Genomic DNA, 24,345 nt, shown 5'->3' on the forward strand with positions numbered 1-24,345 from the left:
CCATGCTCGGATAGCTACATCAAGCGCCGAGTCAAGTTGGGGAGGGCCGGTCGGCGCTCGCTTGCACGAGGACACTAGTCGCCTGCAGTCTCGTCAACGTGGGGCATCGAGCGTGGGCGCAGTCAGCCAGTTTATAAAATGCGTCAGCATCTCTTAGGAGTTGAATATGCCAGTCACGCAGTCAGCGTCCAATGTCACCCTATCCGAGCCGACACTGCCCAAAGGCGGCGGGGCCATGCGTGGGTTAGGCGAGGCGTTGGGGCCCGTTGGCTCCTCGGGCGTGGCGACGATGACGTTGCCGCTGCCCATATCGGCCGGGCGCGGCTACGCACCGCAACTGGCATTGCGTTATGCGAGCGGCAGTGGCAATGGCCCCTTTGGCGTCGGATGGCACCTCGGGTTGACCAGCATCGGGCGACGCACGGCCTGCGGCACGCCCCAATACGGCGACGAAGACGAATTTATCGGCCCGGGCGGTGATGTCCTCGAGCCGGAGCGTGATGCCGATGGCGCTATGGTGCCGCCCTCTGAGGTCAGTACCTATAACGACTTAGATTTAGACGACACCTACCGGGTGACGCGCTACTTTCCGCGCATCGAGCGCGACTTCGCGCGCATCGAGCATTGGATCGGTCAGACCCATGGTGGCGACTTTTGGCTCGTTCATGACGCGGGCGGTGATCTGCATTGCTTCGGCAAAACTGCGTCGGCCCGCATTGCCGATCCAGCGCAACCGTCCCATATCGCGGTGTGGTTGCTCGAAGAGTCGGTCTCGCCCAACGGGCAGCACATCGGGTATTGGTACAAGCCGGAAGATGATGCCGGTGTTGACCTGCAAGGCAGTGAGGCGCGACGCGACCATGCCGCCAATCGCTACCTTACCCAAGTGAAGTACGGCAACGTGTTGGCCGCCAACGCACTGTATCTGTTCACTTCATCGAAGCTGGACGACGAGCCATGGTTGTTTTCGCTGGTGTTTGATTACGGTGAGCGCGGCACTGACCCGCTAATCCGGCCACCGTGGTTGGCGGCTGCGCATTGGCCGGTCCGGCACGATGCGTTCTCGCGCTACGACTACGGGTTCGAAGTGCGCTGTCACCGTTTATGTCGTCAGGCGCTGATGTTTCATCACTTTCCTGATGAGCTAGGCGAGCCCGCCACACTCGTCGCAAGGCTGCTGCTCGAGTATGACGAGAATCCGGTGCTCACCCGGCTCGTTGGCGTGCAGCGGCTAGCTTATGAGCCAGACGACACTGATGAGCCAGACGACACGCTGCAGTCACTGCCGCCGCTAGAGTTAGACTACACGCCGTTCGACGCTTCGGTGTCATCGGGCCAGTGGCAGCCATGTGATCTCTTTCCTGGATTGAACAACGCGCACCCGTACCAGCTGGTGGATTTATATGGCGAGGGCATCGCCGGCATCCTGTATCGAGTGGGCCACCTTTGGTATTACCGGGCGCCTATGCGTAGCAGTGAAGGCGGCGACGCGGTGACCTATGACGCGTGGCGGCCGCTGCCCGAGATTCCGTCATTGCAGTCGCCGGCAATGGCGCTGACGGATATCAACGGCGATGGCAGGCTGGATTGGCTTGTGACGCAGCCTGGTCTGGCTGGCTACTTTAGCCTGGCGCCCGACGGCACTTGGTCGACCTTTACGCCGCTCTCAGCGCTGCCCGTTGAGTTTTTCAGCCAACAGGCAACACTGGCCGATTTGATGGGCGCGGGGCTCTCTGACCTAGCGCTCATTGGTCCCAAGAGCGTGCGCTTGTACGCGAACAAGCGGCATGGCTTTGCGCGCGGCATCGATGTGGAGCAGGCATCGACACTGCCCATTGCCGGGCGCGATGCGCGGGAGGTGGTGGCATTTTGTGACCTGTTGGGCTCTGGCCAGCAGCACCTCATCCGCATTCGCTGTGATGAGGTGACCGTCTGGCCGAACCTTGGGCGGGGCCGCTTAGGGCAACCGTTCAGCTTTGCACCGTTGCCATTTAGTGCACAGCAGTTTAATCCTGCTTGTGTCTATCTAGCGGATTTGGACGGCTCGGGAGCGGCCGATCTGTTATATGCGCAAAGTGACCGCATTCGTATCTTCTTCAATCAATCCGGCAACGGGTTTGCGCCGCCCGTTGACCTGGCCTTGCCACCGGGCGTGCGCTTCGACCGGCTCTGTGCGCTCAGCGTAGCGGACATCCAGGGGCAGGGCATGGCCAGCCTCGTGTTGTCGGTGCCTCATCCAAGCCCGAAGCATTGGCGCTACGATCTCGCCCGGGCCAAGCCCTATCTGATGAACGTCATCAACAACAACATGGGGATGGCGCACCGGATCGTCTACCGCAGCTCGGCTCAGGAATGGCTCGATGAAAAGCAGTCAAGCACGCGCTCAGTCAGTGGCTTGCCGTTTCCAGTGCACGTGGTGTCACGGCACATTCAACTCGACGAAATCTCTGGCAATCAACTGGTCCAGCAATACCAATATCGTCAAGGGGTCTACGATGGGCGCGAGCGGGAATTCCGCGGATTTGGTTTTGTCGAGACACAAGATACCCATGAAGATGCGAAGCCTGCAGGGCGCAACGTCAGCGATGCGCCGCCGCGGTTGAGTCGAACCTGGTACCACACTGGCCGGGAAGCGGACGAAGCGACGCTGTACGGCGAGCCTTGGCAGGACCCCGACGCGTTCAACTGTTCCCCGACACGTTTGACGCGATGGGATGCCAACACGAGCCAGGATGTGCTGCTTGACGATTCGGACGCGAAGCGTCGATGGTGGCTGTACCGCGCGTTAAACGGCAGTGTATTGCGCACGGAAGTCTATGGTCTAGACGGAACGTCCCGCCAGCAGACGCCCTATCGCGTGACCATGGCCCGTTATCAGGTGCGCGAGGTCCAGTCGGCAGGCAGCGATCACACGCCAGTTGCTATGCCGTTGCCGCTGGAGCAGCTGGACTATGCGTACGAGCGCATCGATGGCGATCCGCAGGTCAGCCAGACGGTGACATTGCGCATCGACGCTTATGGTGTGCCGCTGCACAGCGTGACGGTTCACTATCCCCGGCGTGCCAAACCATTGACGTCGCCTTACCCGGATACGTTGCCGCCGAGCGCCTGGCACAGTTCGTACGACCCGCAGCAGCAGTGCCTGCGGCTCACCGAGCAGCGCGCAAGCGTTTGGCATCTGACGCATCCCCAGCAGTGGCGGCTTGGCCTGCCGTGGCAGCAACGCCACAACGCGTTGACCTACGATGCGGCGCGCGTGCCGGTCGGGGGCCTGAATTTTGAAAACTTAAGTCAGGTAGACGGTTTGTTGGGTGATGATCAGGTGCGCGTATTCGGCGGTCAAAGCGTCGTCGTGTACCGGGACACGGACGCTCACGGTGCCCCTGATTTTGTGGCGCTGGTCGATCATCAAGAAGTCGCGGAGCTTGATTCATCCAGTCTGGCCGCCTATGACGGCCTACTCGACGAGCCGACGCTGACCGCAAAACTTACGCAGGCCGGCTATCACACTTCACCGACCGTATTGGCCGTGCCCAATGCAGTCGAAGCGCCGGTGTGGGTAATCGCCAGCGACTATCGCACCTACCGTGGGCCGGACAACTTTTATGTGCCGAGTGAAGTGCAGAAAACCCGGCTCACCGGTGCCACGCAGCTTTCGTACGATCCGTATTACTGTGTGGTGACGCAGGTACAGGACGCGCTAGGCAACATCACGTCGGCGCAATATGACTATCGATTCCTGCAGCCGTGGCGCATGACTGATGTTAACGACAACCACCATGAGGTGCAGTTCGATGCGATGGGCCGCGTGGTGGCCAGCACATTCTATGGTACGGAGCAGGCGCGCGACGTGGGATTTGATCCCATCACGGTTTCCCCGGTACCCACCGGGCTGACCGTTGCACAGGCGATCGACCAAGCCGGGGTCTCGGCGCAGCGAGTGGCGAGCGTTCATGCGACGGATCTGTTTGCGTGGATGGGGCAGGTGTCCCGGGCAGACCTGCCGACAGAAGACGCGGACGAATGCTGGCAGCAACTGATCGCCGAGCGGCTTATTACGCCCCAGGGCCACATTCGTGCGAGCGCGCGTGACGGGCTGTGTAGCGGCGTGCTGAAGCGCCTTTCCGAACCTGTGCGCCAAGCGCTTGCTCGCGCTGCACGCAACCCGGTGAACGTCGTGACGCTGACCGCTGACCGCTATCCGAATGACACAGAGCAGCAAGTTCGGGTGGACATCGCGTATACGGATGGCTTTGGCCGCACGCTGCAAGGCTGCGCCAAGGTGCCCGGCGGCTTGGCGTGGCAGTGCACTGCTGACGGTGAGATCGTCGTCGGTGCCGATGGCAAGCCCGAGGAAGTGGATACTGGTTCAGCACCACGCTGGGCGGTGTCGGGGCGGATCGAATACGACAACAAGGGTCAGCCGGTGCGTCGCTACCAGCCCTACTTCATGAATGACTGGGCGTATGTTGCGGATCGCGCCATGCGCAGTTGCGGTTACGCGGATACCACCTACTACGATCCAATCGGACGGGCGATGCGCGTCGTAACCGCGAAAGGGTATGAGCGCAGGACGAGTATTTATCCGTGGTTTGTCGTCAATGAAGATGAAAATGACACGGCCGGCTAATCCTGTCAATGCACGGTGGTCAAACACGAAAGGTACGCGATGAACGAAACCGAGTGGGAAAACGTCTGTCGGGGCACGCCGGTCATACAAGTGATGGATAACCGCGGGTTAGGCGTCCGCACGCTTCACTACAATCGCGATAGCAGCACGTCACCGTTGGACGAGCGCGTGAGTGTGGCGCAGCACACGGAATGGGGGCATCTGCGCTCAACGACCGATGCACGCCTGTTTGATGCGCAGCAGCAGGATCCCAGGGTGGCACCGAATGTGCGTTGCGTCAGCTCATTGAGCGGTCGCGCGCTGCGTCGTGACAGTGTGGATGCGGGGTTGAGCGTGGCGCTGTTCGACGTGGAGGGCCGTATGGCCTGGAGCCAGGATGGTCGCGGCACCCAATGGCGGCAGGTCTGCGACACGCTGGGGCGTACTGTGGCCACCTACGTTCAGGCTTCAGATGAAGTTGAGCGGTGTCACGAGCGCATCGTTTATGGCGAACAAGTGCCCCAGGCGTCGGCGCATAATCTAAGAGGACAGGTGGCGCGCTATTACGATTCGGCGGGTCAGGTCCGCACGGCGGGATATACCCTAAGCGGGAAGTCGTTGCAGGATACCCGGCAGTTGCTAGCCAATCGAGATACGCCGGCCAATTGGGCGGGTGATGACGAAACGGCGTGGACGGCTCAACTGTCGGCCGACGCGTGGACCACCGCGCGGCAATACGATGCGCTGGGCGACACGGTCTCCCAAACGGATGCGAAAGGTAACCGGCAGCGCTTTCGTGTCGACGTGTCGGGTCGGCTACAGACGAGTTGGTTAAAACTGGCCGACGCCCGTGACGAGCAGATCATTGTGGGCGATATGCAGTACACTGCCGCCGGTCAGCGGCTCAGCCAGACGGCTGGCAATGGCGTGGTCACAACCTACGACTACGAAGCTCAAACCCAACGGCTGCTACGCACCGACACGCGCCGCGAGGATGGCACGTCGCTGCAAGCCCAGGAGTACACGTATGATCCGGTTGGCAACATCCTAGCCGTTGGCGACGCTACGCAGCCCACCCGCCATTTTCGCAATCAGCGCGTAGCGCCGCTGCACACGTACCGCTACGATGCGCTATACCAATTGCTGGAGGCCAGCGGACGAGAGAACGCCTCGGCTGGCCGCCAGGGGCCGGCTCTGCCGACACCGCAGCGCGATCCGATCAATTTGACCAACTACACCCGCAGCTATACATACGATCGGGGGGGCAACCTCACCGCGATCCGGCATCAAGGCCAGGGGGCCAACGCTTATCGCAACGACATCGTGATTGCGACCCAAAGCAACCACGGTGTCGCGCAGACCGAACAGGGCAATCTGCGCCCGGAAGACATCGACGGTGGCGGTTTTTTTGATCGTAATGGCAACGGCTTGCAGTTGCAGCCCGGCCAGCCTCTTGAGTGGAGCGAGCGCAACCAGTTGAGGCAGGTCACGATCGTCGATCGTGGCAATGACGATGACAATGACCGAGAAACATACGGCTACGATGGCAGCGGGATGCGGGTGTGGAAACAGCGTCGCACAAAGACCGGCAGCACATGGCGCACTGAAGAGGTAGTCTATCTGCCGGGCCTGGAGCTTCGCACGACGCGCGTGGACGACAATGTCGAAGAAGCGTTGGAAGTGGTCACCGCCGCAGACGGCGTGGCACGCGTGTTGCACTGGCGCGTGGGGCAGCCCACGCAGATACCCAACGACCAGTACCGCTGGAGCGTGAGTAATCTGATCGGCTCGGTGAACCTGGAGCTGGACAGTGACGCCCGCATTCTGACGCGCGAGGAATACTACCCGTACGGCGGCACCGCGGTGTGGGGCGGCAACGATTGTGAAGTGAAATATAAGTTTGTCCGGTATTCAGGTAAGGAGCGCGATGCGACGGGCTTGTATTACTACGGCCATCGCTATTACCAGCCGTGGTTGGGGCGATGGGCGAGTGCCGATCCAGCGGGGCCCGTCGATGGTCTCAATCTCTACATGATGGTCAAAAACAATCCCATCAACCATGAAGATCCGAATGGCTTAAAGGCATCGAACTGGCAGCTATTTAAAACCATGGCAAAAAAGCACGGCCCGAAGTTGGTGCCTTGGGTGACGCCGATCCTAGCGGCGGGTGCTGTGGCGTTAGGTGTGCCAGGGGTGGTCATCGGCGCGGTAGCGGCGACTGCGGGGCTCATTTACTCAGGCTACCAAGGTTATAAAGCTTTCCAGCGATTCAGACGCGGCGACGGTTCAGGTGACGCGACCCGGCGCAGCCAGGAAGCTGTTATTGCGACAGCGTCACCCAAACAATTAAGTTTCTTGGGCAAAGTTGGCAGGGCATTGCGCTGGGGCGGGGCTGCCGCCGCAGTGGCGGGAGGCATTGCGGCGGCAGTCGGCGCGGCGCCGCTTGTCGTCGCGGGCGTAGGTATTGCCGCGGCCCTTGGCGGTGCGGCATTTGCGGTAGGGGCGGCCTCGCGGCTTGCACGAAGACATGCAGCGCATCAGGCTCGTCAAATCCAACGAGAGGGGGGCGGTATCGTCAGTTACGGCGCCCGTTCTGCGGCCACTACGTTTGTGTCAGCCGAGATGCATGGCGCCTCGCATACTGGAGCTGCGGTGGCGATGGCCGGTACTGCGCCGATTTCAATGCTAGGGTGGGCGGAACAAAATGCTGAAGCGAGCGTAGCCGGTGCACACGCAGGCGGCGTGGCTGTGGGGGAATATGAAAGTATCTCACGGGCGGTCGGCGTTGAAACGGCGACGGATATACCGGCGCTCGTTGGCACGGCGCTGGGCGGTGGTGCAATGGGCTATTTACATGGCCAGCTTGAGGGAGCCACAGAAGTGGGTCAGGCGGCGGGAGCGATGGCCCGCCAAACGCGGGCTCGGCTTTGGCTGGGATTCGATGCTGTCAATGCGTACACTCGAAGCTTGGGAGAATCCATGTTCGACACCGGCGTGTCGTTGGTGCGAGATGTCGCCCATTACATGGGATTCACTGGAGGACGCTCATGGGCAGGACGGGCTGTTCAATTCGGGTCGCGCATGGCAGGCTGGTTGCTGGGGAACCGGATCAGGGCGGCTGCAGGATACACGATTGGCAGCGCCGTCTTGGGTGCGGTTGGCGTAGGGGCACTGCCAGCGAGCACCGGTGCGATAACATTCGCCGCTGCAGCGGGTGGGGCCGCTTACGGGGGGTACCACGCCCTTCCTGAGGGCGGGTTTATCTCGGGTATGCGGCGCATAGCCACTGGAGTAATCAATCGGGCGACGACCCATTGGTTGGCGTTTCCTAACCTTGGAACCAGTTCAACAGCCTAAAGTCGGCTTTTTGTTAGGGAAGCGGTGATTTATTGGGCTCGGTGTTCATCGAAGAGGTAGCCGAGGACGTTGGAGGAAGCTCATGGAACGGCTTCCAACGATGAGTGTATGGTCTCCTCGGCGATCCGCCGGTTTGGTCCGACAGGAACTGCGGGATCGCGGTGCAAATGGTAGCGCTGAAGTGCGTCTCGATCATTGCGTGGGACTTCGGCGCGTCATTCTGTAGCGCCTGCGCGTGGCCATAGTACTCCCGGCACTATCGATTGAATGCAGCGCTGCAGTAGATCGAGTTCACGGTACAACTCGTCGACGACGCAAATGCTGCCGTCGGTGAGCACGCAGGCCAGCGTCAGGAGTCGGGCGGACATCGATAGTCTGCTGATCACGGAACAGTGTGCTTGAGCCGGTCGAATCCTGGTTATCGGGCACCGGCTAGCGGTGCCGAGGCTGGTCACGCAGAGGCAGGTGCAGCTGCCCGCGCTATTGATCTCGTTGCACCGGCTGCACCTCGCGTCTTCGATTGGCGAGCCGCGCGGCCTCAAAGTAGCTGGGGTTCGACGGCCGTTTTAGATACCGTCCGGCACCGCGACATGCACGCAGCTCGCCATCGGCCCACACCAGTTCGCCGCGTGCAATCGTATGCGTTGCGACGCCGCGTACCGTGATGCCTTCGAACACGTTAAAGTCCACGTTCTGGTGATGCGTGCTGGATGAGATTGTCCGCGTCGCCAGCGGGTCCCAGACCACGAGATCCGCATCGGCGCCCACCGCGATCGCCCCCTTGCGCGGGTACAGGTTAAAGATCTGCGCAGCGTTGGTTGACGTCACGCGCACGAATTCATTCGGTGTCAGCCGTCCGGTGTTCACGCCCCGATCCCATAAAATCGCCATCCGGTCTTCAATGCCGCCGCAGCCGTTCGGGACCTTCGTGAAATCGTTGCGGCCTATCGCCTTTTGCGATGCACAGAATACACAGTGATCGGTCGCGGTCGTATGCAGGTATCCGCCCTGCAGTCCGCGCCATAAGGCTTCGCGGTGCTCGGCCGAGCGAAATGGCGGGCTCATCACGTGCGCAGCGGCGCGCGTAAAGTTTGGGTCACGGTAGACCGACTCGTCGATCACCAGGTGACCGGCGAGTACTTCGCCGAACACGCGCTGACCTTCGCTGCGTGCACGTGCGATTGAGTCCAGCGCATCCTTGGTCGACACGTGCACGATGTAGACGGGCACGCCAAGCACCTGCGCGATACGTATCGCACGGTTGGCCGCCTCGCCCTCGACCTCCGGCGGCCGTGACAGCGGATGGGCTTCGGGGCCGGTGAGGCCGCGCACCAGCAATTGGCGCTGCAACTGGAACACCAGCTCGCCGTTTTCCGCATGCACGGTCGGCAATGCGCCGAGTTCCAGTGACCGCGCGAAGCTGTTCACGAGGGTCTCGTCATCGGCCATGATTGCGTTCTTGTATGCCATGAAATGCTTGAAACTGGATACGCCGTGCTCGTGCACGAGTACACCCATGTCGCGATGCACGGATTCGTCCCACCACGTGACCGCAACGTGGAAACCATAGGTCGGCAGCCGCTTTTTCAGCCCAGCTGCGCCATTGGTGGAACGCGTCCATCAGCGATTGACGCGGACCGGGAATCACAAAGTCGATGATCGACGTCGTTCCGCCCGCGAACCCGGCCGCCGTCCCCGTGTAGAAGTCATCACTTGCCACGGTGCCCATGAACGGCAGTTCCATGTGCGTGTGTGGATCGATGCCGCCAGGCATCACGTATTGGCTGACCGCGTCGATGACTGTCGCGCCGGCAGGCGCGTGCAACTCGGCTCCAATCTGCACGATCGTGCCACCCTCGTTGCTGCCCGTGCACAGCACGTCAGCCCGCCAGGCCTGGTTCGCATCGATCAGCGTGCCGCCTCGAATCAGAATCGCCATCGCTTGTCTCCTTCAGTAAAAATGCCGCCGCGGCTAAGCACTTGCCACGCTGGCGCGCATACTTTTTCCGAACTGCATCATCGCGACATAGCATCCGCGGCGAAGAAGGTTGCGATAGCAGCGCTGTTCATGCGACTGGCGACTTGACCACGCGCGCCGGATTGTTTGGATGCGTGGTCCAGTTCGCATAACGGCCGGCATCGACGCGCTCCATTGTGATGCATTGATCGACTGGACACACATGCATGCACAAATTGCACCCCACGCAGTTGGCATCGATCACCTCGAAATGGCGCCGGCCGTCGCGGTACCCCGTGATCGCCTGATGTGCCGTGTCTTCGCACGCGATATGGCATAGCCCGCATTGGATGCACTTAGATTGGTCGATGCGTGCCTTGATGTCGTATTGCAGGTTCAGGTACTTCCAGTCGGTCACATTTGGCACGGCGCGCCCGCGCACCTCGTCCAGTGTCGCGAAACCTTTTTCATCCATCCAGTTCGACAAACCGTCGATCATGTCGGTGACGATACGGAATCCGTAGTGCATCGCTGCTGTGCAGACCTGCACGCTGCCGGCACCCAGCACGATGAACTCGGCCGCATCGCGCCAGTTCGAGATGCCACCCATGCCTGAAATTGGCAGCCCCGGCGTATTAGGATCGCGCGCGATCTCGGCCACCATGTTCAATGCAATTGGCTTGACCGCTGGTCCGCAGTAGCCGCCGTGCGTGCCCTTGCCGTCGACGGTGGGCATCGGCGCCATCTGCTCTAGGTCGACCGCGACGATCGAATTGATCGTGTTGATCAGCGATACGCCGTCGGCACCACCCGCGTAGGCAGCCCGGGAACCCAGCCGGATGTCGGTGATGTTCGGCGTGAGCTTGACCAGGCAGGGGAGCCGGCTCGCCTGCTTGACCCAGCGGGTGACCATCTCGACGTACTCGGGTACCTGGCCGACCGCGGCGCCCATGCCGCGCTCGCTCATCCCATGCGGACAGCCAAAGTTCAACTCGACGGCGTCGGCACCCGTATCCTCGACCTGCGGCAGAATCGATTTCCACGCCTGCTCATTGCACGGCACCATCATCGATACGATTAGCGCTCGGTCCGGCCAGTCGTGCTTGATTTGGGCGATCTCGCGCAGGTTCACGTCTAGAGGGCGGTCGGTGATCAACTCGATATTGTTTAGCCCGGCGATGCGCTGACCGTTGTATGTCGTGGCCCCGTAACGTGAGCTGACATTGATCACGTGCGGGTCCAGGCCCAGTGTTTTCCAGACCGCGCCGCCCCAGCCGGCCTCGAATGCACGGTTGACATTGTAGGCCTTGTCGGTGGGCGGCGCGGATGCCAGCCAGAATGGGTTCGGCGATGCGATGCCGGCTATCGTGCAGCGAAGGTCAGCCATGATCGGCGCTCCGGTTTCTGATATCGATGTGGGGTTGTCATGTCATACGCTCGGCAGGCCGTGCTGTGGGGTCATGCCGCCTTGACCGCGGTGCGTGTGAAGTGACGGTGGATCGCATGCGCAGCCAGCTTACCATCTTGGACCGCCTGTACAGTCAGGTCCAGTCCCGGGTGGTTGGTGCAGTCACCGCCGGCCCAGACACCGGGCATCGACGTTGCACCGTCGGCGTCAACGACGATCCGGCCGCCATCGACAGTCAGTAAGCGGGCCTCCAATCCGTCCGGTATGAGCGTCTGGCCGATCGCTTTCAGTACGACATCCGCATCGATGTTGAAAGTCTCGCCGGTGCCGACGAGCTTGCCGTCGGCGTCCAAGGTCGTGGCCTCGAATCGCACCGCGCTGACCTGTGGGCGGAGCCCTGGTTGTGGATGCGGTGCGCCGACGATGCACAGCGGCCTCGCCCATTCGCGCAGCACCACGCCTTGTTTGCGCGCGAATTCGCGCTCGGCCCAGGTTGCGCTCATCTGCTCGACGCTGCGCCGGTAGACCATCGTGACTTGCTGCGCGCCGAGCTTGAGGCTCTGCACGGCGGCGTCGATCGCTGTGTTGCCGCCGCCGATCACTACCACGCGCCGGCCGACGGGTACGGCGTCGAGCGTGACGCTTTGGCGCAGCCGAGCGATGAAGTCCACCGCGTCGAGTACGCCGTCGATCGTCTCACCGTCAACGTGTAGCGCATTGACGCCACTCAACCCGATGCCAATGAATACCGCATCGAATTGCGCGCACAACCGCGCGACGGTAATGTCGCGGCCGAGCCGCTGCCCGGCGCGCAGTTCGATACCCCCAATTGACAGCAGCCATCGCACTTCACGCTGCGCAAAGTCGTCAACTGTTTTGTATGCGGCAATGCCGTATTCGTTCAAGCCGCCCGGCTTGTCATGCGCGTCGAAGATCGTCACCCGGTGTCCGGCCTGGGCCAGCGTATGCGCGCAGGCTAACCCGGCCGGGCCCGAGCCGACCACCGCGACATGCCTTCCGGTGTCGGCGGCCCGCGTGAACAGCGGTTTGCCTGATGTTGCCTCGCGCGCCATCTGATGGTCGGTTGCATGCCGTTGCAGCGCGCCAATTGCAACCGGCTTGCCATCCTGCTTGTTGCGCACACAAGCGCCTTCACAAAGGATTTCGGTCGGGCAGACGCGCGCGCACATGCCGCCGAGCGGGTTGACCAACAGGATGTCACGCGCTGCGCCCTTCAGGTTGCCGTTGCCGATTTTGCGAATGAACCCCGGGATGTCGATGCCCGTCGGGCAAGCGCTCACGCATGGCGCGTCGTAGCAATAATGACAGCGGTTCGCCTCGACGACAGCCGCGTGGGCGCCCAGCGGTGGAGCGACATCGGCGAAGTTTGCCGCAAGCTGGTCCGCAGACAATCGGCCTGCTGTGATATCACCGGTTTGGGACGAAGACATCAAAGATTCCTTTGAGCAGAAAACACAATCCTGCCGGCCGCGATGTACGGCTAGCAGGAACCGAACCGATCACCCCATGACGGCAAACGGCTATTCCGGCTCGCACGCGCGTTCGAGCATCGCGTGCAGCAACACGTTGGCACCGGCCTCGATCCATTCAGGCTTCGCGTCCTCGACCTCGTTGTGACTGATGCCGTCGATACACGGGACAAAGATCATCGACGTGGGCGTGACCTGGGCGAGATAGCACGCGTCGTGGCCAGCGCCCGATACGATGTCGCGATGCGAGTAGCCAAAGCGCTCGGCCGCCGCGCGCACTGAACGAACGCATGTGGCGTCGAATGGCACCGGCGCGTAGTAGAAAATTTGCTCGACCTGTGCGTCCAGGCGGCCTGCGTCGGCGAGTTGTGCGATACCCTCGCGCAACTCGGCATCCATCCGGGCCAGTACGTCGTCGCTCGGGTGCCGGAAGTCGACCGTAAAGAGCACACGTCCCGGGATCACGTTGCGCGAATTTGGATGAACCTGCATCATGCCGACCGTCGCGCACGCGAGTGGCGCGTGCCGCAGCCCAATCTCGTTGACCAGTTGCACCACGCGCGAGGCGCCAAGCAACGCATCGCGGCGACGCGGCATTGGGGTTGGGCCGGCATGCGCTTCCTGCCCGGCCAGCACGATTTCGTACCAGCGCTGGCCTTGTGCGTCGGTGACCACGCCGATCGTCTTGTTCTCGCTCTCCAGGATCGGTCCCTGCTCGATGTGCAGTTCAAATGCCGCGTGAATTGGCCGCCCGCCGCATGGCTGCTCGCCCGCATAGCCGATGCGCGAGAGTTCATCGCCGATCGTTTTACCATCGACATCTTTGCGCGACAGTCCGTACTCGAGTGAAAACACACCGGCGAACACGCCGGAGGCTACCATCGCCGGCGCGAAGCGCGAGCCTTCCTCGTTGGTCCAGATTACCGTCTCGATGGGTCGTTCAGTGACGATCCCATGATCGTTCAGTGCGCGGATTACCTCGAGGCCGCCGAGGACACCGTAGATGCCATCAAAGCGCCCGCCAGTCGGCTGCGAATCGGCGTGCGAGCCGGTCACCACGGGCGGCAAAGTGTCGTCCCGGCCAGCACGGCGCATGAAGACGTTGCCCATCCGGTCGACGCTGACCGTGCAACCGGCCGCCTTCGCCCAGTCCACGATCAAATCGCGCGCTTGCTTGTCTAGGTCGGTGAGGGCAAGCCTACAGACGCCACCACGCGGCGTCGCGCCGATCCTGGCCATCTCGATCAAGCTGTCCCACAAGCGCTTGCCATTCACCTTGAGCGCGGTGCTGAGCACACCGTCCGTTATGGTGTTCATCCCCGTCCTCTATGCATGTGGCGCATCGCGAACGCGATGCGCGTGACTACGTTTAGAACGTGCATTTGTGTCGTGATTGCAGCCATGACGCCTGATCACAGTGCATCGTTTATGCGGCCGGACTGGCCTCGATACCGCTGAAACGCAATCCTGTTCAATTGGAAGGTTGTAGGCGATAAACGACGCAAATTCAATGTCGGATCGGAGTGAAAAGTATGCTATCGATGTTGCACCGCATGAACGAAAGCAGCAACGATCGCATGCGGCGGGCCGCGCCTTGGATGCTGCACGGCTACATTGACGCGATAGGGTAAGCGTGCGGGCAGGCGCCCGGGTTGCCTCGCAGACCGCGGTCGAGCTGGTCGAGCCGGCGCTAAGGCAGTGGGTCACCGACATCCGGCAGGACGAAGCACGCTGGTGCGCTATGCTCACTCACGCAATCATTTCGCTGGATGCCACGCCGACATCGCGCACTGGCGCGTTCTACGGCAAGGCCATGGCGATCAGGAACATCGGCGAACGGCTCGCGTTCTTGAATCGCGGCCAGCGCTGGGTCATGCGGCGGCTCTGCGCGCTGCTGCCAACGGTCCGCGACGCACGACTGCGCAGCGATCTGCAGGCGATGCTAGCTGCCCACCAGCGTAACGTCCTGCGCGTCGATGCGCGCGCCGGCACGGCCGCGGATGAGCCGGGCATGCCTGCACCGCAGCGGCCTGCCGCGCCGCAGTAGTGCTCCGGGCTGCCGGGCCTGCGCCACGAAGATGACGGTTGTCTGCATCCAACACGATGCAGGCATTCGAGCACTAGCGAGCCAAAGCCGGTATGGATATTGCGTCTGCCCCCCGTGCTTGACGCGTCGCGTCGAACCGTGGCGCCCGGATTGGCGTCTTAAAGCAAAAGGGTGGCGGGCACCGTGTGGATTGCGGGGGGCCGAGTTACCACCCGTGCTATTTCATTTCCCGGACGATGTAGTTTTTCCGCAGTCCGGGACCACTAAGGTAGGGAGATGAACAACGGTTTGAATTCACGAGATACCGGCGTCGAGCATGCCCGCACGTCGGTTGCCACCACGCTGCGCGAAGCGACCTGGCAGGGTAGTCGTCACGCGCGCGCGGCTCAGCCCGCCACGGTGCGGCTCACAGTACACGCATCGACAGGCGAGTTGCGGATCATTGCCGTGTGGGCGGCATTAGGCGCCTATGCGGGTCACGTCACGCAGAGCCGAATTCGCTGCAACCGCAAACTTGCCGTGGACGTCCTGGAACTGGACTTTCGCGACATACCGGATGCTGCCCTCATGGACATCGCAGCTCATCTATCCGCAGCACCGTGGGTACGAGACGCGCGCGTCCAAGGATGACACCAGCATACGAGAACCGGCTGGCCACCACGACACTCGCGGACCCGTTAATGGCAGGCCGGCCGCGGTGGCCCGATATACGCGATCCCAACCGCGGCAACCGTGAACTATTGGCCTATTGGCTCGCCCCGGACGCTGGCGCGACCGTGCTGCTCGAGCCGCTGGGCGCGACCCCGGAATTGTCGGCGCGCCTACATCCCTCGATGCCGGCGGCCAGCATGACCATTAACGTGGTGAATAGTAGGTGGACAACGTGTCGTTTCATCACGGGTTCTCCTTTGACGAATGTCGTAATGAACCTTGCAACGTGCGTACCCGGGCGCTCACTTATTGGCCCCCTTTTAAATCCGCCGTAACCATGCGCTGGCCGTCGGATGGCAAGGGGCCAGGCTTGCGATGTAGCCCGGGGCCCTCTATCGCCGCTTTCGTGACCGCGTTCCGTGCCGCGATGGCCATTGCCGCGGCGCCCGCGTTCGCGTGCCGGACATAGGCTTTATCGGTGGATATCTAGGAGTGGTTTCAGAATTTGGGGAAAAATCCTGCGCTACGCCGGCTCAGCCCTTGGCGCGTCACCTACGTGGTTGTCTATCGCGTCATAGCTTCCGCGATTGAAGTCGTAACGGTAGTGCACGCGCGGGTACCAAGAACATTCGTCACGAGGGCACTCCGCTATGAGTATGACGGCCAAAGATTACATCGCCAAGGCGGGACGCGTACTCGAAAAGACGCGTGTACTGTGCTGAATGCGGGCGGATTGGGAAAGGCATACAATCGAGTCTACTATGGGATATGTAATACGGCACATGCGGCGTTACTCGTGGCAGCGAGTATGTCAGAATGAAGTCGATTAAAGTCCGATGCTTTCAAGGAGGCAACCATGGCAGGCGTTGGTAGTGAAAAAGTTTTTGAGAATAGCAAAGTTATTGTCTGGAACTTTACTCTTGAGCCCGGTGCTTTCTCCCCGCTCCACACGCATGAACACGACTACATGTGGTACACGATCGAGGGCGCGGTTCTACAGATTTTTGATGAAGATGGAAAGGATCTTGGAACGCTCGACGTACCGACGGGCGCAGTCTACTCTTTAAAGCTTAATAACGGCTATCTTGAGGTGCTTTCAGAGATCGGAAACGGCATTCAAGTACCCGCAACCCATAAAACGCGCAACACTGGCACAACTCCGTACCGGGAGATTCTTGTGGAATATAAATAATAAAAAAATGCTCGGCGACGATCGGTTCGAGGCCCTGATCTACGCGACACACTGGTCGGCATGTTGGCACGATGACGCATCGCTGGCACGCGACGATGGCGCTGGGCCCGCCTCAGGTGTATGCTCCGCTGGTCTGATTTGATGTGCGTTGAAGCAGTATGAAGCTCGTGCAGCCCCATCTCCGATATGCATCTCTGGACACGTTGCTGCGCGACGTGCGCGCATGCCGTGTCTGCGATACGCAGTTGCCGGCCGGCGCGCGGCCGGTGGTCAGGGCCAGCCGCGATGCGCGTCTGTTGATCGTCGGCCAGGCGCCGGGAGCAAAAGTTCATGCGTCCGGGGTGCCATGGAGTGACGCCAGCGGCAAGCGGTTGCGGGACTGGCTCGACATGACCGAGGCCGAATTTTACGATACGTCTCGCGTCGCGATCATTCCGATGGGCTTCTGCTACCCGGGTCGGGGTGCAAGCGGGGACAATCCCCCGCGACCGGAATGCGCGCAATTGTGGCTTGAACAGCTGCTGTCCCATTTGCCACGGGTCGAGTTGACCCTGTTAGTTGGGCAATATGCGCAGCGCCATTTCCTCGGCGCACGGCGCAAGTCGTCGCTGACAGAGACGGTCCGCGCGTGGGCCGAGTACACCCCAACGTATGTGCCACTGCCGCACCCGTCGCCGCGCAACCAATTATGGTTCAAGCGCCACCCGTGGTTCGGCGACCAGGTGCTGCCAATGCTCAAGCAGCGCATCGCGGCGTTGTTCGGCACGCCGCCACGCTAACGGACGAGTCCCCGATATACGACAACCAGCGCGCATGCGGCTGTGCGGCACTTATCTTGCGCTCCATCGTGTTGCTGGCATGGCTCGCTCGAGCAGTACCGATGCGAGCCGCCGGCCGTGGCGACGAACCGACGGTGTTCCAAGATGCCGCACTGCGGCGTGCCACGGTGATAATCCACAAGCGATGAAATGCAGAAAAGCGCATTATAGGCGTTACATGGTAAGCGGCATCGTGCTCACCGCGGTGCAATGGGCACCGTGCGAGGCCGATGCGGATCAGTCCAGCAGACAATTGCGCCAGTGGACGCAAGCTTTTGCAGTCCGGTGTGCAAGGTCACTCATGCAGGCCGCGCCGGCTAGAGCCGCGACCTGGTACGGACCGCGCATCCACGCTGGCGATGTGCGCTGAGTAGAAAACCGGATCGGACGCAGACTTGAAGGAGCACCGTTATGCCACGTCCTTTCTACTTGCGCCGCGCGCCGCGTGGCTTCGGCGCCGAGGGCGACGGCCATGTCCGCCGCGGCGGCGCAACCTCGGCGCGTCCGCCCGGCGTATCGTACGCCCCCGTGCCCACGCCCGAAGCGTTCATGTTGCCACCGAAAGACTGGATACCGAACAACGATCGCTTGCCGGTGCTGCTCTACCGTGCAGGACTCAGTCCGTATGAGTACGATCTGGCGGCGTGTTTCGAGGCAACCTTTGCCCGCTATGGCTGGCCACCGCGATGGCGGGGCTGCATCTACGATTTCCCGCACTTTCACTCGACCGCACACGAGGCGCTGGGCATCGCGCAGGGCGTGGCCAGCGTCGAGTTGGGCGGCCCCGGCGCACGCAAGGTGCAACTGGAGCGTGGCGACGTGCTCGTGCTGCCAGCGGGCACAGGCCACCGCTGCTTGTCGGCCAGCGAAGACCTGGTGGTAGTGGGTGCTTATCCGACTGGGCAGCAGTGGGGCATCTGCCGAGAGCCATTGCCGGAGGACGCGGTGCAAGCCATGCGCTCGCTGGCGGTGCCGGATAGTGATCCATTGGGCGGTGCCCACGGCCCATTGACGCGTTTGTGGCGCGCGGGATGACACACCAACACAATAGGAGTGAGCGATGAGCATACGAATCGTGCAACTCGGCTCGCCGCGCGCCGATGACGAGGGCTTGCGCATTGGCACGGTGCGCAGGCCGCCACGCGGCGTGCCCAAGGCTGAATTCGCCCGACGCGACTACTATGACGTGTGGTTGCCGATTTTGTCGCCGGACGCAGACGGTGTGGCGCAGGCGAAATCGGCGCACGGTCAAGCCGAATGGAACGCGTTCGCCCGTAGCTTTCGTGCCGCCATGAACAGCGGTGACGCCAGCAAGGTACTGGACGTGCTCGCCGCGCTTTCCAAGTCGACAAATTTCTCGATCGGCTGCTATTGCGAAGACGAAAGCCGTTGTCACCGCAGCATTCTGCGCGAGCTGCTGAAGGCACGCGGCGCGCAGATCCGGTCGTGAAGCGACGGCCGGTCAGCGAATCCGCTCGCGGTCAAGCCCCCGGCACGTCGGACGAGGGCTACGTCGCAAGCGGGACACCTCACGTGCGAGATACGTCGCAAGGTCCATGGCCAAGCCTTCGCCAGCAGCCACGCCAAGCCCGCGGCAAGTGGATGCGTATCCGCACCGGGGATACCGTCGCCATCGGTCCCGGTAGGATCGCATTGCTCGAAGCCGTGCCCATGCACGGTTCGATCTCGGCCGCCGCGCGCAGCCTAGGCATGTCCTAGCGGTGCGCATGGCGGTTGCTCGACGAGTTGAATCAGTCACTGAAGTCCCCGGCGATCGTCTCGAAGCAGGGCGGGATAACGGGGTGGAGGCTGCACACTCACGGCGGTCAGCGAGCAGATCTCACGGTGGTCGGCGAGCAGATCGTGTGGTTTTATCGGGACCTGCAATTGTTTCGAAAAAACTAATTCAGTGCCGCAAAAATAGGGATTTACCCTAGAAAACTTAATCTCTAGACTGCAATTGTCGTCCCAAGCAATTTGGCGGGACACCTCAATAATAGTGCGGAGGTTCATAATGAAGTCCATGTTCTATGCGGCCGTGGCTGCTTCGGTTTTCGCTGTGCCGATTGCTTCCTTCGCTCAGGCGAACGCGCCGTTGACCCGTGCTCAAGTGCAGGCTGAGTTGGCCCAGCTCGAAAAGGCTGGCTATCAGCCAGGTCTTGCAAGTCCGTATTACCCGGCCGATATCCAGGCGGCAGAAGCGCGCCTGTCCGCACAGCAAACGTCGTCAGTCGGGGGCGTCGCGACCGGGGCCTCGCGTAGCGGCGCAGGCAATGCCGCCGTGTCACCGCGTGAACCGGCAAACGAGGTCAACTCGGTCTACTTCGGCCAGTAAGCGGCCGGGCGCAACCGGCCGACGGTTCGCGCGCGCTTAATAACACTGATTGCATTACCTCCACCGCCCGGCGACGGACGGCATGCCCAGGCGCCCCGCCTGGGCTTTTTTCCACCTGGCTTATCCCCGCGAAACGCAATCGGCTTTTCTGTGCGCCGTCAAGGCTGTTTCGGGTCACGACTGGTAGGCGCGGAACATCGTTGAGCAGTCTGCCAATGGCCGAGTGGGCGCCATAGCGCACGGCACATCACTTGGTTCGCGCCCAAGGTCCTGCCCAGCCCCGATTGCACGACGGTGCGCAGATGTCGTACCGTGAGGCCCGTGCCGCTTGGTTGACCGTCATGCCCGTACCGCCCTGTATTCCATTTCACTGTACATTGCGTGCGGCAACGCTGGAAGACTTCGACTTCGCCGAGGCACTCACGTGCACGAACATGGGTGTCTACTATCGCCGCCGCCATGGTCTGACATGGCACGCCGACCTGTTTCTGACCAGTTGGTGGCTGTTGGAAAACTACATTGTCGAACGGGACCGCTAACGCATCGGCGTGCTGCACATCAGCAACGAAGAGGATGCACTGCATATCCGCGACCTGCAACTGGCGTCTGAAGTCGGCGGTGCGGGCGGTGGCACGTTCCTGCTAGAAACCGTGCATGCGTGGGCTCGCCGGCGTTGCCTAAGGATATTGCGTCTGCATATGTTCGCCGACAACCCCGTCACAAGACTGGATGCGCGGCGCGGCTATCAGGACGTCGGGGGACAGCTTGCCGACTTCGGAATGATCAAGCAGATGGAGCGCGTTGCCTGACTGCGGCAGTCCAGCATCACCGCCGGATTGATTCCGCGCACCGCCGATCGATTAGGCATCCTTTAAAATCGTCGGCTACGGTGCCGGCGGCCAGGTTGAGCCGATCGGCCCGGCTACCTCGTCAGGTTCGAAGACTTGGGATTCGCACGCACCGGGCGCGCCGTCCTGCCGCGTGAAGAATGCACGGGGGCTCTCGCCAAACGCGCGACGAAACATCGCCGAGAAAGCACTCTGGCTCTGGTAGCCGAACTGACGAGCCACGCGCGCGAGGGGATACCCTTGGCTGAGCAGCGGGATCGCGCGAGCCAGTACCGCCTGCTGTCGCCATTGCGAAAAACTCACGCCCAGTTCCTGCCGGAACAACCGTGCAATGGTACGCACGCTGGCGCCCGCCCGCGCGGCTACCATCTCGAGCGTTTGCGCATGCGCGGGATCGACCAGCACGGCCTCGCACAGCCCCCGCGGGCGCTTCTCGGTCGGCAGCGGCACGCCAAGCGGCAGCGGCCGGGAGCGCATCATTTCGTCCAACAGCAACTCGCACAGCAGCGCTTCGCGCCGCCTGGGCAGCTCGCGTGCATCGAGCGCCGCAATCACCTCGCGCATCAAAGGCGAAACTTTGACAACCCGGCATCCGCTGAGCCCCACCGGACACGCGGATCCGTCAATATAGATCGTGCGCAGGAACGCGTCCTCAATGACGGCGACCTGGTGTGGCATGTGCGGCGGCACATACACGGCGCGCGACGGCGGCACAATCCAGGTGGTGTTCATACTGGTCATGCGCAACACGCCGCGCGACGAGTAGGTCAGTTGCGCCCACGGATGCGTATGGCCCGCAAAACCATGACTGGCTGGCATGGGCCGGGACCGAACCCGGATTGGATGACCGCGGGTCGGCGCGTGATGCGACGCAATGTCGGTCCTCAGGACCGGAATGTCGGCAGAGAGCATGGCGCTAACAACGGCACAAACAAAAATGAAATAATGGCGCAGTTTCGCAGCAATTTGGCCCGCTGATAAGCAATGTCATGATGGTCTCCGGGTGCCGCGTATGGCATACGCGGACACGCGCCGACACTAGCCGGCCGATTCATGCGTTGAGTGGCCGTTTTTTAGCTTCATCCGCCTGAATGAATTCACTGTCTTGGCACGCGCACTATGCTACGGGGCGAGCGGCCCGGCCGTGCGCCCGTGCTGGTGAAAATCCATGGCGTGCAAACGGCATCGGGCCGCTCTTATTCCAGGAGATACGATGACAACGTTCGCCGCCCCGGATCTGTGCGACGCCCATGAAGGCAGCTTGGCCACCGGTACGCTGCGGGTGCTGGCGCCAGTCTTCCGCGCCTTCGGGCGGGCGAGCACATTCGCTGGGCCTGTGTCGACGCATCCTCGCCTATGGCGCGGTGCGGGACACACGCGAGTTGAACGCATGCGAAATCGGCATTTGCGCGTTCGCGGTGCACCCACAGCGCAGCCCAAAACGGGCGTAGGCGAACGGGACGTTGCCGTCGTGCTCCCTGGCGTCACGACCCGGTCGGGCGAGTGGATCTATGGGGATGCGAATGGCATCCTCGTCTTCACCACGAAGCTAACTTGAGCGAGAGAGACCATTATGCTGAACGTCTTTGTCTACGGAACACTGCGCGCGAATGAGGCCAACGATATTGGCCGCGCCGCCCAACGAAGCGGCCTCCCGCAGCCGCGCTGGTTAGGCCGAGGCAGCGTGAAAGGCACGCTGTACGACCTCGGCGCGTACCCGGGCTTGGTGCCCGATACAGCGGCCGGTGAAGTCTACGGCGACGTGTTCGAAATCGACGAGACGCTGTTACCAGTGTTGGATAAGATCGAGGCGGTATTTCCGCACCATCCGCTCGAATTTCAGCGCAACATGATTCAGATTCAACTCAACGGCAGGCTGTTGCCGTGCCAGTTCTATCCTGTTGATGCAGCTTCGACGGTAGGGCGCACGCCCATCAAATGTGGCGATTGGGTCGCTCACCGCCAGATGCGTGATCACGGTGCTCAGCCGGGCGAGCCGGACATTGCGCTATCTAAGGTGGTCGAGAGCGCGGCGTAGCCGCAAGCTGTACTTGCCGGGCGGTATTGACCGCCCGGCCCATCATCTATTCGTTTTGAGCGACAAATGCGCCAGGTGGCGCACGCATGGACTGTGCACTGGGGGCACCAGGCTTCAGGGTCACGCCATCGAGGAATCCTCGTCCCGATTGAACCGGACCCGGGCCACTGCTCTCACTGGCTCATATACATGTCCAGCCCAAGTTGCTATACTTGTACAACTTATCGTACATCGGAAGTAACCCAATGCGTACAATTCATTTTTCGGATGCACGCAGTAACCTCAAAACCGTGATCGACCAGGTTGTCGACGATGCCGACGTGACGCTCGTCACGCGTCGCGATGCGCCCAATGCTGTCATCATGTCGCAGGATTATTACGACAGCCTGATGGAGACAGTACACCTGCTGCGCTCGCCGGCCAATGTCGGCCACCTCGAGCGCTCGATCGCGCAGCTGCGCAAGGGCAAAGCAACGGAGCGCAAGCTGGCCGAGGATGCTGAGTGAGCGATCGCCGCGTGCTTTTTACGCCCGACGCATGGGAGGACTACGTCTACTGGCAAGGACAGGACCGCAAGACTCTCAAACGCATCAACCAGCTCATTCGCGAAGCACAGCGTGCGCCGTTCGAGGGGATCGGTAAGCCGGAGCCACTGAAGGCAAACCTCTCCGGCTTCTGGTCCCGCCGCATCGACGACACGAACCGCCTCGTGTATGAGGCAGACGATTTCCAGATCAGCGTCATCTCCTGCCGCTACCACTACCAGGCGTGACGGCGCGTCGCCGGCGCAGCTTGTTCCTGTCGCACCGTTGTCCCCCTTCGTCCGCTATCTAATGACGCGCAGAATGGCTTACGAGCCTGTGTCCAAGCCTTCTTAAAAGGTCCAGCCCTCGGCTAAATACAAATGTCCGGTTTTTGGTTTGGTTGGACGGGGCAATCCGCAAGACCTTGCAGATCGGCTCGGCCCCGAAGGTGCCGCGATGCTGATCAATAAAGGCCTTCAGGACTTGAAACGGCGCTCGAGCTGCGCCTGGGCGAAAAACGCGCTCGCCAGCTTGAGAATCTCGTTGGTTCGACGCAGTTCTTTGACCTCGCGCTCCAGGGCCTTGATGCGTTCACGTTCGGCCGTGCTCACGCCATCGCGTTTCCCACGGGCGCGCTCGTCGCGTTTGACACAATCCAGCAGCGTCTGCGGCGTGCAGCCGATCATCGGTGCAATCGATTCGACTGCCGCCCACATCGACGGGTGTTTGCTACGTTGCTCGCGTACCAGGCGCACGGCGCGCTCTCGCACTTCCGGGGAAACTTGTTTGGCTTCTTGTTCATGGCTCAATTTTCTCAAGAGTTGGCGCCTCCACAAAACCCGGGGCGGTTCAGGATACCGACGCTACTTGTCCATTAGCGGTAGTACGGTCATGATGGGCGATATCAAAGTTTTAATTTTGCTAGCTCAGCTTTGCTGTGCTGATCACGACCGGTGACCTGGGGCACGACCTTAAGCCGTACTTCATCCATCTCGTGAGTGATCGTGTAGCTTCTGGTTGCAATTTTTGGCCTTATCGTTTCTTTTGTTCAAAACCTATCGTTTTAAGCAA

Annotated in this window: 21 protein-coding genes, 3 pseudogenes and 1 other annotated feature; of the genes and pseudogenes, 16 read left to right on the top strand and 8 right to left on the bottom strand. The window is 61.5% G+C overall.

Going from position 1 to position 24,345, the window contains the following annotated elements:
- Positions 1–166 precede the first annotated feature (166 nt).
- Together RBRH_RS13155 and RBRH_RS16440 are read left to right on the top strand one after the other, a co-directional pair.
- Complete coding sequence (locus tag RBRH_RS13155; RefSeq protein ID WP_041754713.1) at positions 167–4,630, top strand: SpvB/TcaC N-terminal domain-containing protein; 4,464 nt, start codon at positions 167–169, stop codon at positions 4,628–4,630.
- A gap of 39 nt (positions 4,631–4,669) precedes the next feature.
- Complete coding sequence (locus RBRH_RS16440; protein ID WP_049786529.1) at positions 4,670–7,966, top strand: RHS repeat-associated core domain-containing protein; 3,297 nt, start codon at positions 4,670–4,672, stop codon at positions 7,964–7,966.
- 215 nt (positions 7,967–8,181) lie between these two features.
- Here the strand turns inward: RBRH_RS16440 and RBRH_RS19245 are convergent, their stop codons facing one another.
- The 5 genes and pseudogenes from RBRH_RS19245 to RBRH_RS13180 all read right to left on the bottom strand — a co-directional run bounded on the left by RBRH_RS19245 (position 8,182) and on the right by RBRH_RS13180 (position 14,138).
- Positions 8,182–8,334 (bottom strand): hypothetical protein, encoded by a 153-nt coding sequence (locus RBRH_RS19245; protein WP_157864527.1) that lies wholly within the window; start codon positions 8,332–8,334, stop codon positions 8,182–8,184.
- Between the two features lie 112 nt (positions 8,335–8,446).
- A pseudogene (hydA, locus tag RBRH_RS13165) lies at positions 8,447–9,905 on the bottom strand (dihydropyrimidinase).
- 127 nt (positions 9,906–10,032) lie between these two features.
- Positions 10,033–11,310, bottom strand: a complete 1,278-nt coding sequence (gene preA, locus RBRH_RS13170; protein ID WP_013428541.1) for an NAD-dependent dihydropyrimidine dehydrogenase subunit PreA — start codon at positions 11,308–11,310, stop codon at positions 10,033–10,035.
- Between the two features lie 71 nt (positions 11,311–11,381).
- A complete protein-coding gene (locus RBRH_RS13175) occupies positions 11,382–12,782 on the bottom strand; it encodes an NAD(P)-dependent oxidoreductase (protein WP_041754714.1) in 1,401 nt (466 codons plus the stop codon).
- A gap of 90 nt (positions 12,783–12,872) precedes the next feature.
- Positions 12,873–14,138, bottom strand: a complete 1,266-nt coding sequence (locus RBRH_RS13180) for a Zn-dependent hydrolase (protein ID WP_013428543.1) — start codon at positions 14,136–14,138, stop codon at positions 12,873–12,875.
- A 316-nt stretch (positions 14,139–14,454) separates the two neighbouring features.
- Between RBRH_RS13180 and RBRH_RS13185 the strand changes: the two genes are divergently transcribed.
- Both RBRH_RS13185 and RBRH_RS13190 read left to right on the top strand, forming a co-directional pair.
- Positions 14,455–14,868 (top strand): DUF6306 domain-containing protein, encoded by a 414-nt coding sequence (locus tag RBRH_RS13185; RefSeq protein WP_013428545.1) that lies wholly within the window; start codon positions 14,455–14,457, stop codon positions 14,866–14,868.
- 276 nt (positions 14,869–15,144) lie between these two features.
- The gene (locus RBRH_RS13190; protein ID WP_013428547.1) at positions 15,145–15,498 is read left to right on the top strand and encodes a hypothetical protein; all 354 of its coding nucleotides are present in this window, start codon (positions 15,145–15,147) and stop codon (positions 15,496–15,498) included.
- A 115-nt stretch (positions 15,499–15,613) separates the two neighbouring features.
- On the opposite strand, the gene RBRH_RS19250 is transcribed toward RBRH_RS13190, so the two are convergent.
- Complete coding sequence (locus tag RBRH_RS19250) at positions 15,614–15,763, bottom strand: hypothetical protein (protein ID WP_157864528.1); 150 nt, start codon at positions 15,761–15,763, stop codon at positions 15,614–15,616.
- 612 nt (positions 15,764–16,375) lie between these two features.
- On the opposite strand from RBRH_RS19250, the gene RBRH_RS13195 reads away from it, so the two are divergent.
- The 8 genes and pseudogenes from RBRH_RS13195 to RBRH_RS21430 all read left to right on the top strand — a co-directional run bounded on the left by RBRH_RS13195 (position 16,376) and on the right by RBRH_RS21430 (position 20,673).
- On the top strand, positions 16,376–16,711 hold the full coding sequence (locus RBRH_RS13195) for a cupin domain-containing protein (protein ID WP_013428548.1): 336 nt from the start codon (positions 16,376–16,378) through the stop codon (positions 16,709–16,711).
- Between the two features lie 158 nt (positions 16,712–16,869).
- A complete protein-coding gene (locus RBRH_RS13200) occupies positions 16,870–17,490 on the top strand; it encodes a uracil-DNA glycosylase family protein (RefSeq protein WP_013428549.1) in 621 nt (206 codons plus the stop codon).
- Positions 17,491–17,940: 450 nt separating this feature from the next.
- Positions 17,941–18,564, top strand: coding sequence for a cupin domain-containing protein (locus RBRH_RS13210; protein ID WP_013428551.1), 624 nt, complete (start codon positions 17,941–17,943; stop codon positions 18,562–18,564).
- 25 nt (positions 18,565–18,589) lie between these two features.
- Entirely contained in the window at positions 18,590–18,979 is a 390-nt protein-coding gene (locus RBRH_RS13215) for a DUF488 domain-containing protein (protein ID WP_013428552.1), read from the top strand.
- A 152-nt stretch (positions 18,980–19,131) separates the two neighbouring features.
- Positions 19,132–19,434: pseudogene (locus RBRH_RS20495) on the top strand (winged helix-turn-helix domain-containing protein).
- A 109-nt stretch (positions 19,435–19,543) separates the two neighbouring features.
- A complete protein-coding gene (locus RBRH_RS13225; protein ID WP_041754716.1) occupies positions 19,544–19,864 on the top strand; it encodes a DUF4148 domain-containing protein in 321 nt (106 codons plus the stop codon).
- Between the two features lie 302 nt (positions 19,865–20,166).
- Complete coding sequence (locus RBRH_RS21425) at positions 20,167–20,403, top strand: acetyltransferase (RefSeq protein WP_370645103.1); 237 nt, start codon at positions 20,167–20,169, stop codon at positions 20,401–20,403.
- A 9-nt stretch (positions 20,404–20,412) separates the two neighbouring features.
- A complete protein-coding gene (locus RBRH_RS21430) occupies positions 20,413–20,673 on the top strand; it encodes a hypothetical protein (protein ID WP_013428557.1) in 261 nt (86 codons plus the stop codon).
- Between the two features lie 75 nt (positions 20,674–20,748).
- On the opposite strand, the gene RBRH_RS13235 is transcribed toward RBRH_RS21430, so the two are convergent.
- Positions 20,749–21,624: an AraC family transcriptional regulator gene (locus RBRH_RS13235; protein WP_013428558.1), complete on the bottom strand. Its 876-nt coding sequence runs from the start codon at positions 21,622–21,624 to the stop codon at positions 20,749–20,751.
- A 301-nt stretch (positions 21,625–21,925) separates the two neighbouring features.
- Here RBRH_RS13235 and RBRH_RS13240 point away from each other — a divergent pair, with 301 nt between their 5' ends.
- From RBRH_RS13240 to RBRH_RS13255, 4 genes are all read left to right on the top strand, one after another.
- A complete protein-coding gene (locus RBRH_RS13240; protein ID WP_049786530.1) occupies positions 21,926–22,270 on the top strand; it encodes an RraA family protein in 345 nt (114 codons plus the stop codon).
- Between the two features lie 15 nt (positions 22,271–22,285).
- Complete coding sequence (locus tag RBRH_RS13245) at positions 22,286–22,750, top strand: gamma-glutamylcyclotransferase family protein (RefSeq protein WP_013428560.1); 465 nt, start codon at positions 22,286–22,288, stop codon at positions 22,748–22,750.
- A gap of 245 nt (positions 22,751–22,995) precedes the next feature.
- Positions 22,996–23,256 carry a type II toxin-antitoxin system Phd/YefM family antitoxin gene (locus RBRH_RS13250; protein ID WP_041754717.1) on the top strand — a complete coding sequence of 87 codons (261 nt, stop codon included), beginning with the start codon at positions 22,996–22,998 and terminating at the stop codon, positions 23,254–23,256.
- Entirely contained in the window at positions 23,253–23,522 is a 270-nt protein-coding gene (locus tag RBRH_RS13255) for a Txe/YoeB family addiction module toxin (protein WP_013428562.1), read from the top strand. The genes RBRH_RS13250 and RBRH_RS13255 overlap by 4 nt, the downstream gene beginning before the upstream one ends.
- Before the next feature lie 154 nt (positions 23,523–23,676).
- Here RBRH_RS13255 and RBRH_RS19260 read toward each other — a convergent pair.
- A pseudogene (locus RBRH_RS19260) lies at positions 23,677–24,092 on the bottom strand (IS3 family transposase); the annotation flags it as partial.
- Positions 23,680–23,796: a sequence feature (AL1L pseudoknot), on the bottom strand. It overlaps the preceding pseudogene by 117 nt.
- Positions 24,093–24,345: the final 253 nt, after the last annotated feature.

This window comes from Mycetohabitans rhizoxinica HKI 454, from assembly GCF_000198775.1.
In the GTDB taxonomy this organism is placed as follows: Bacteria; Pseudomonadota; Gammaproteobacteria; order Burkholderiales; family Burkholderiaceae; genus Mycetohabitans; species Mycetohabitans rhizoxinica.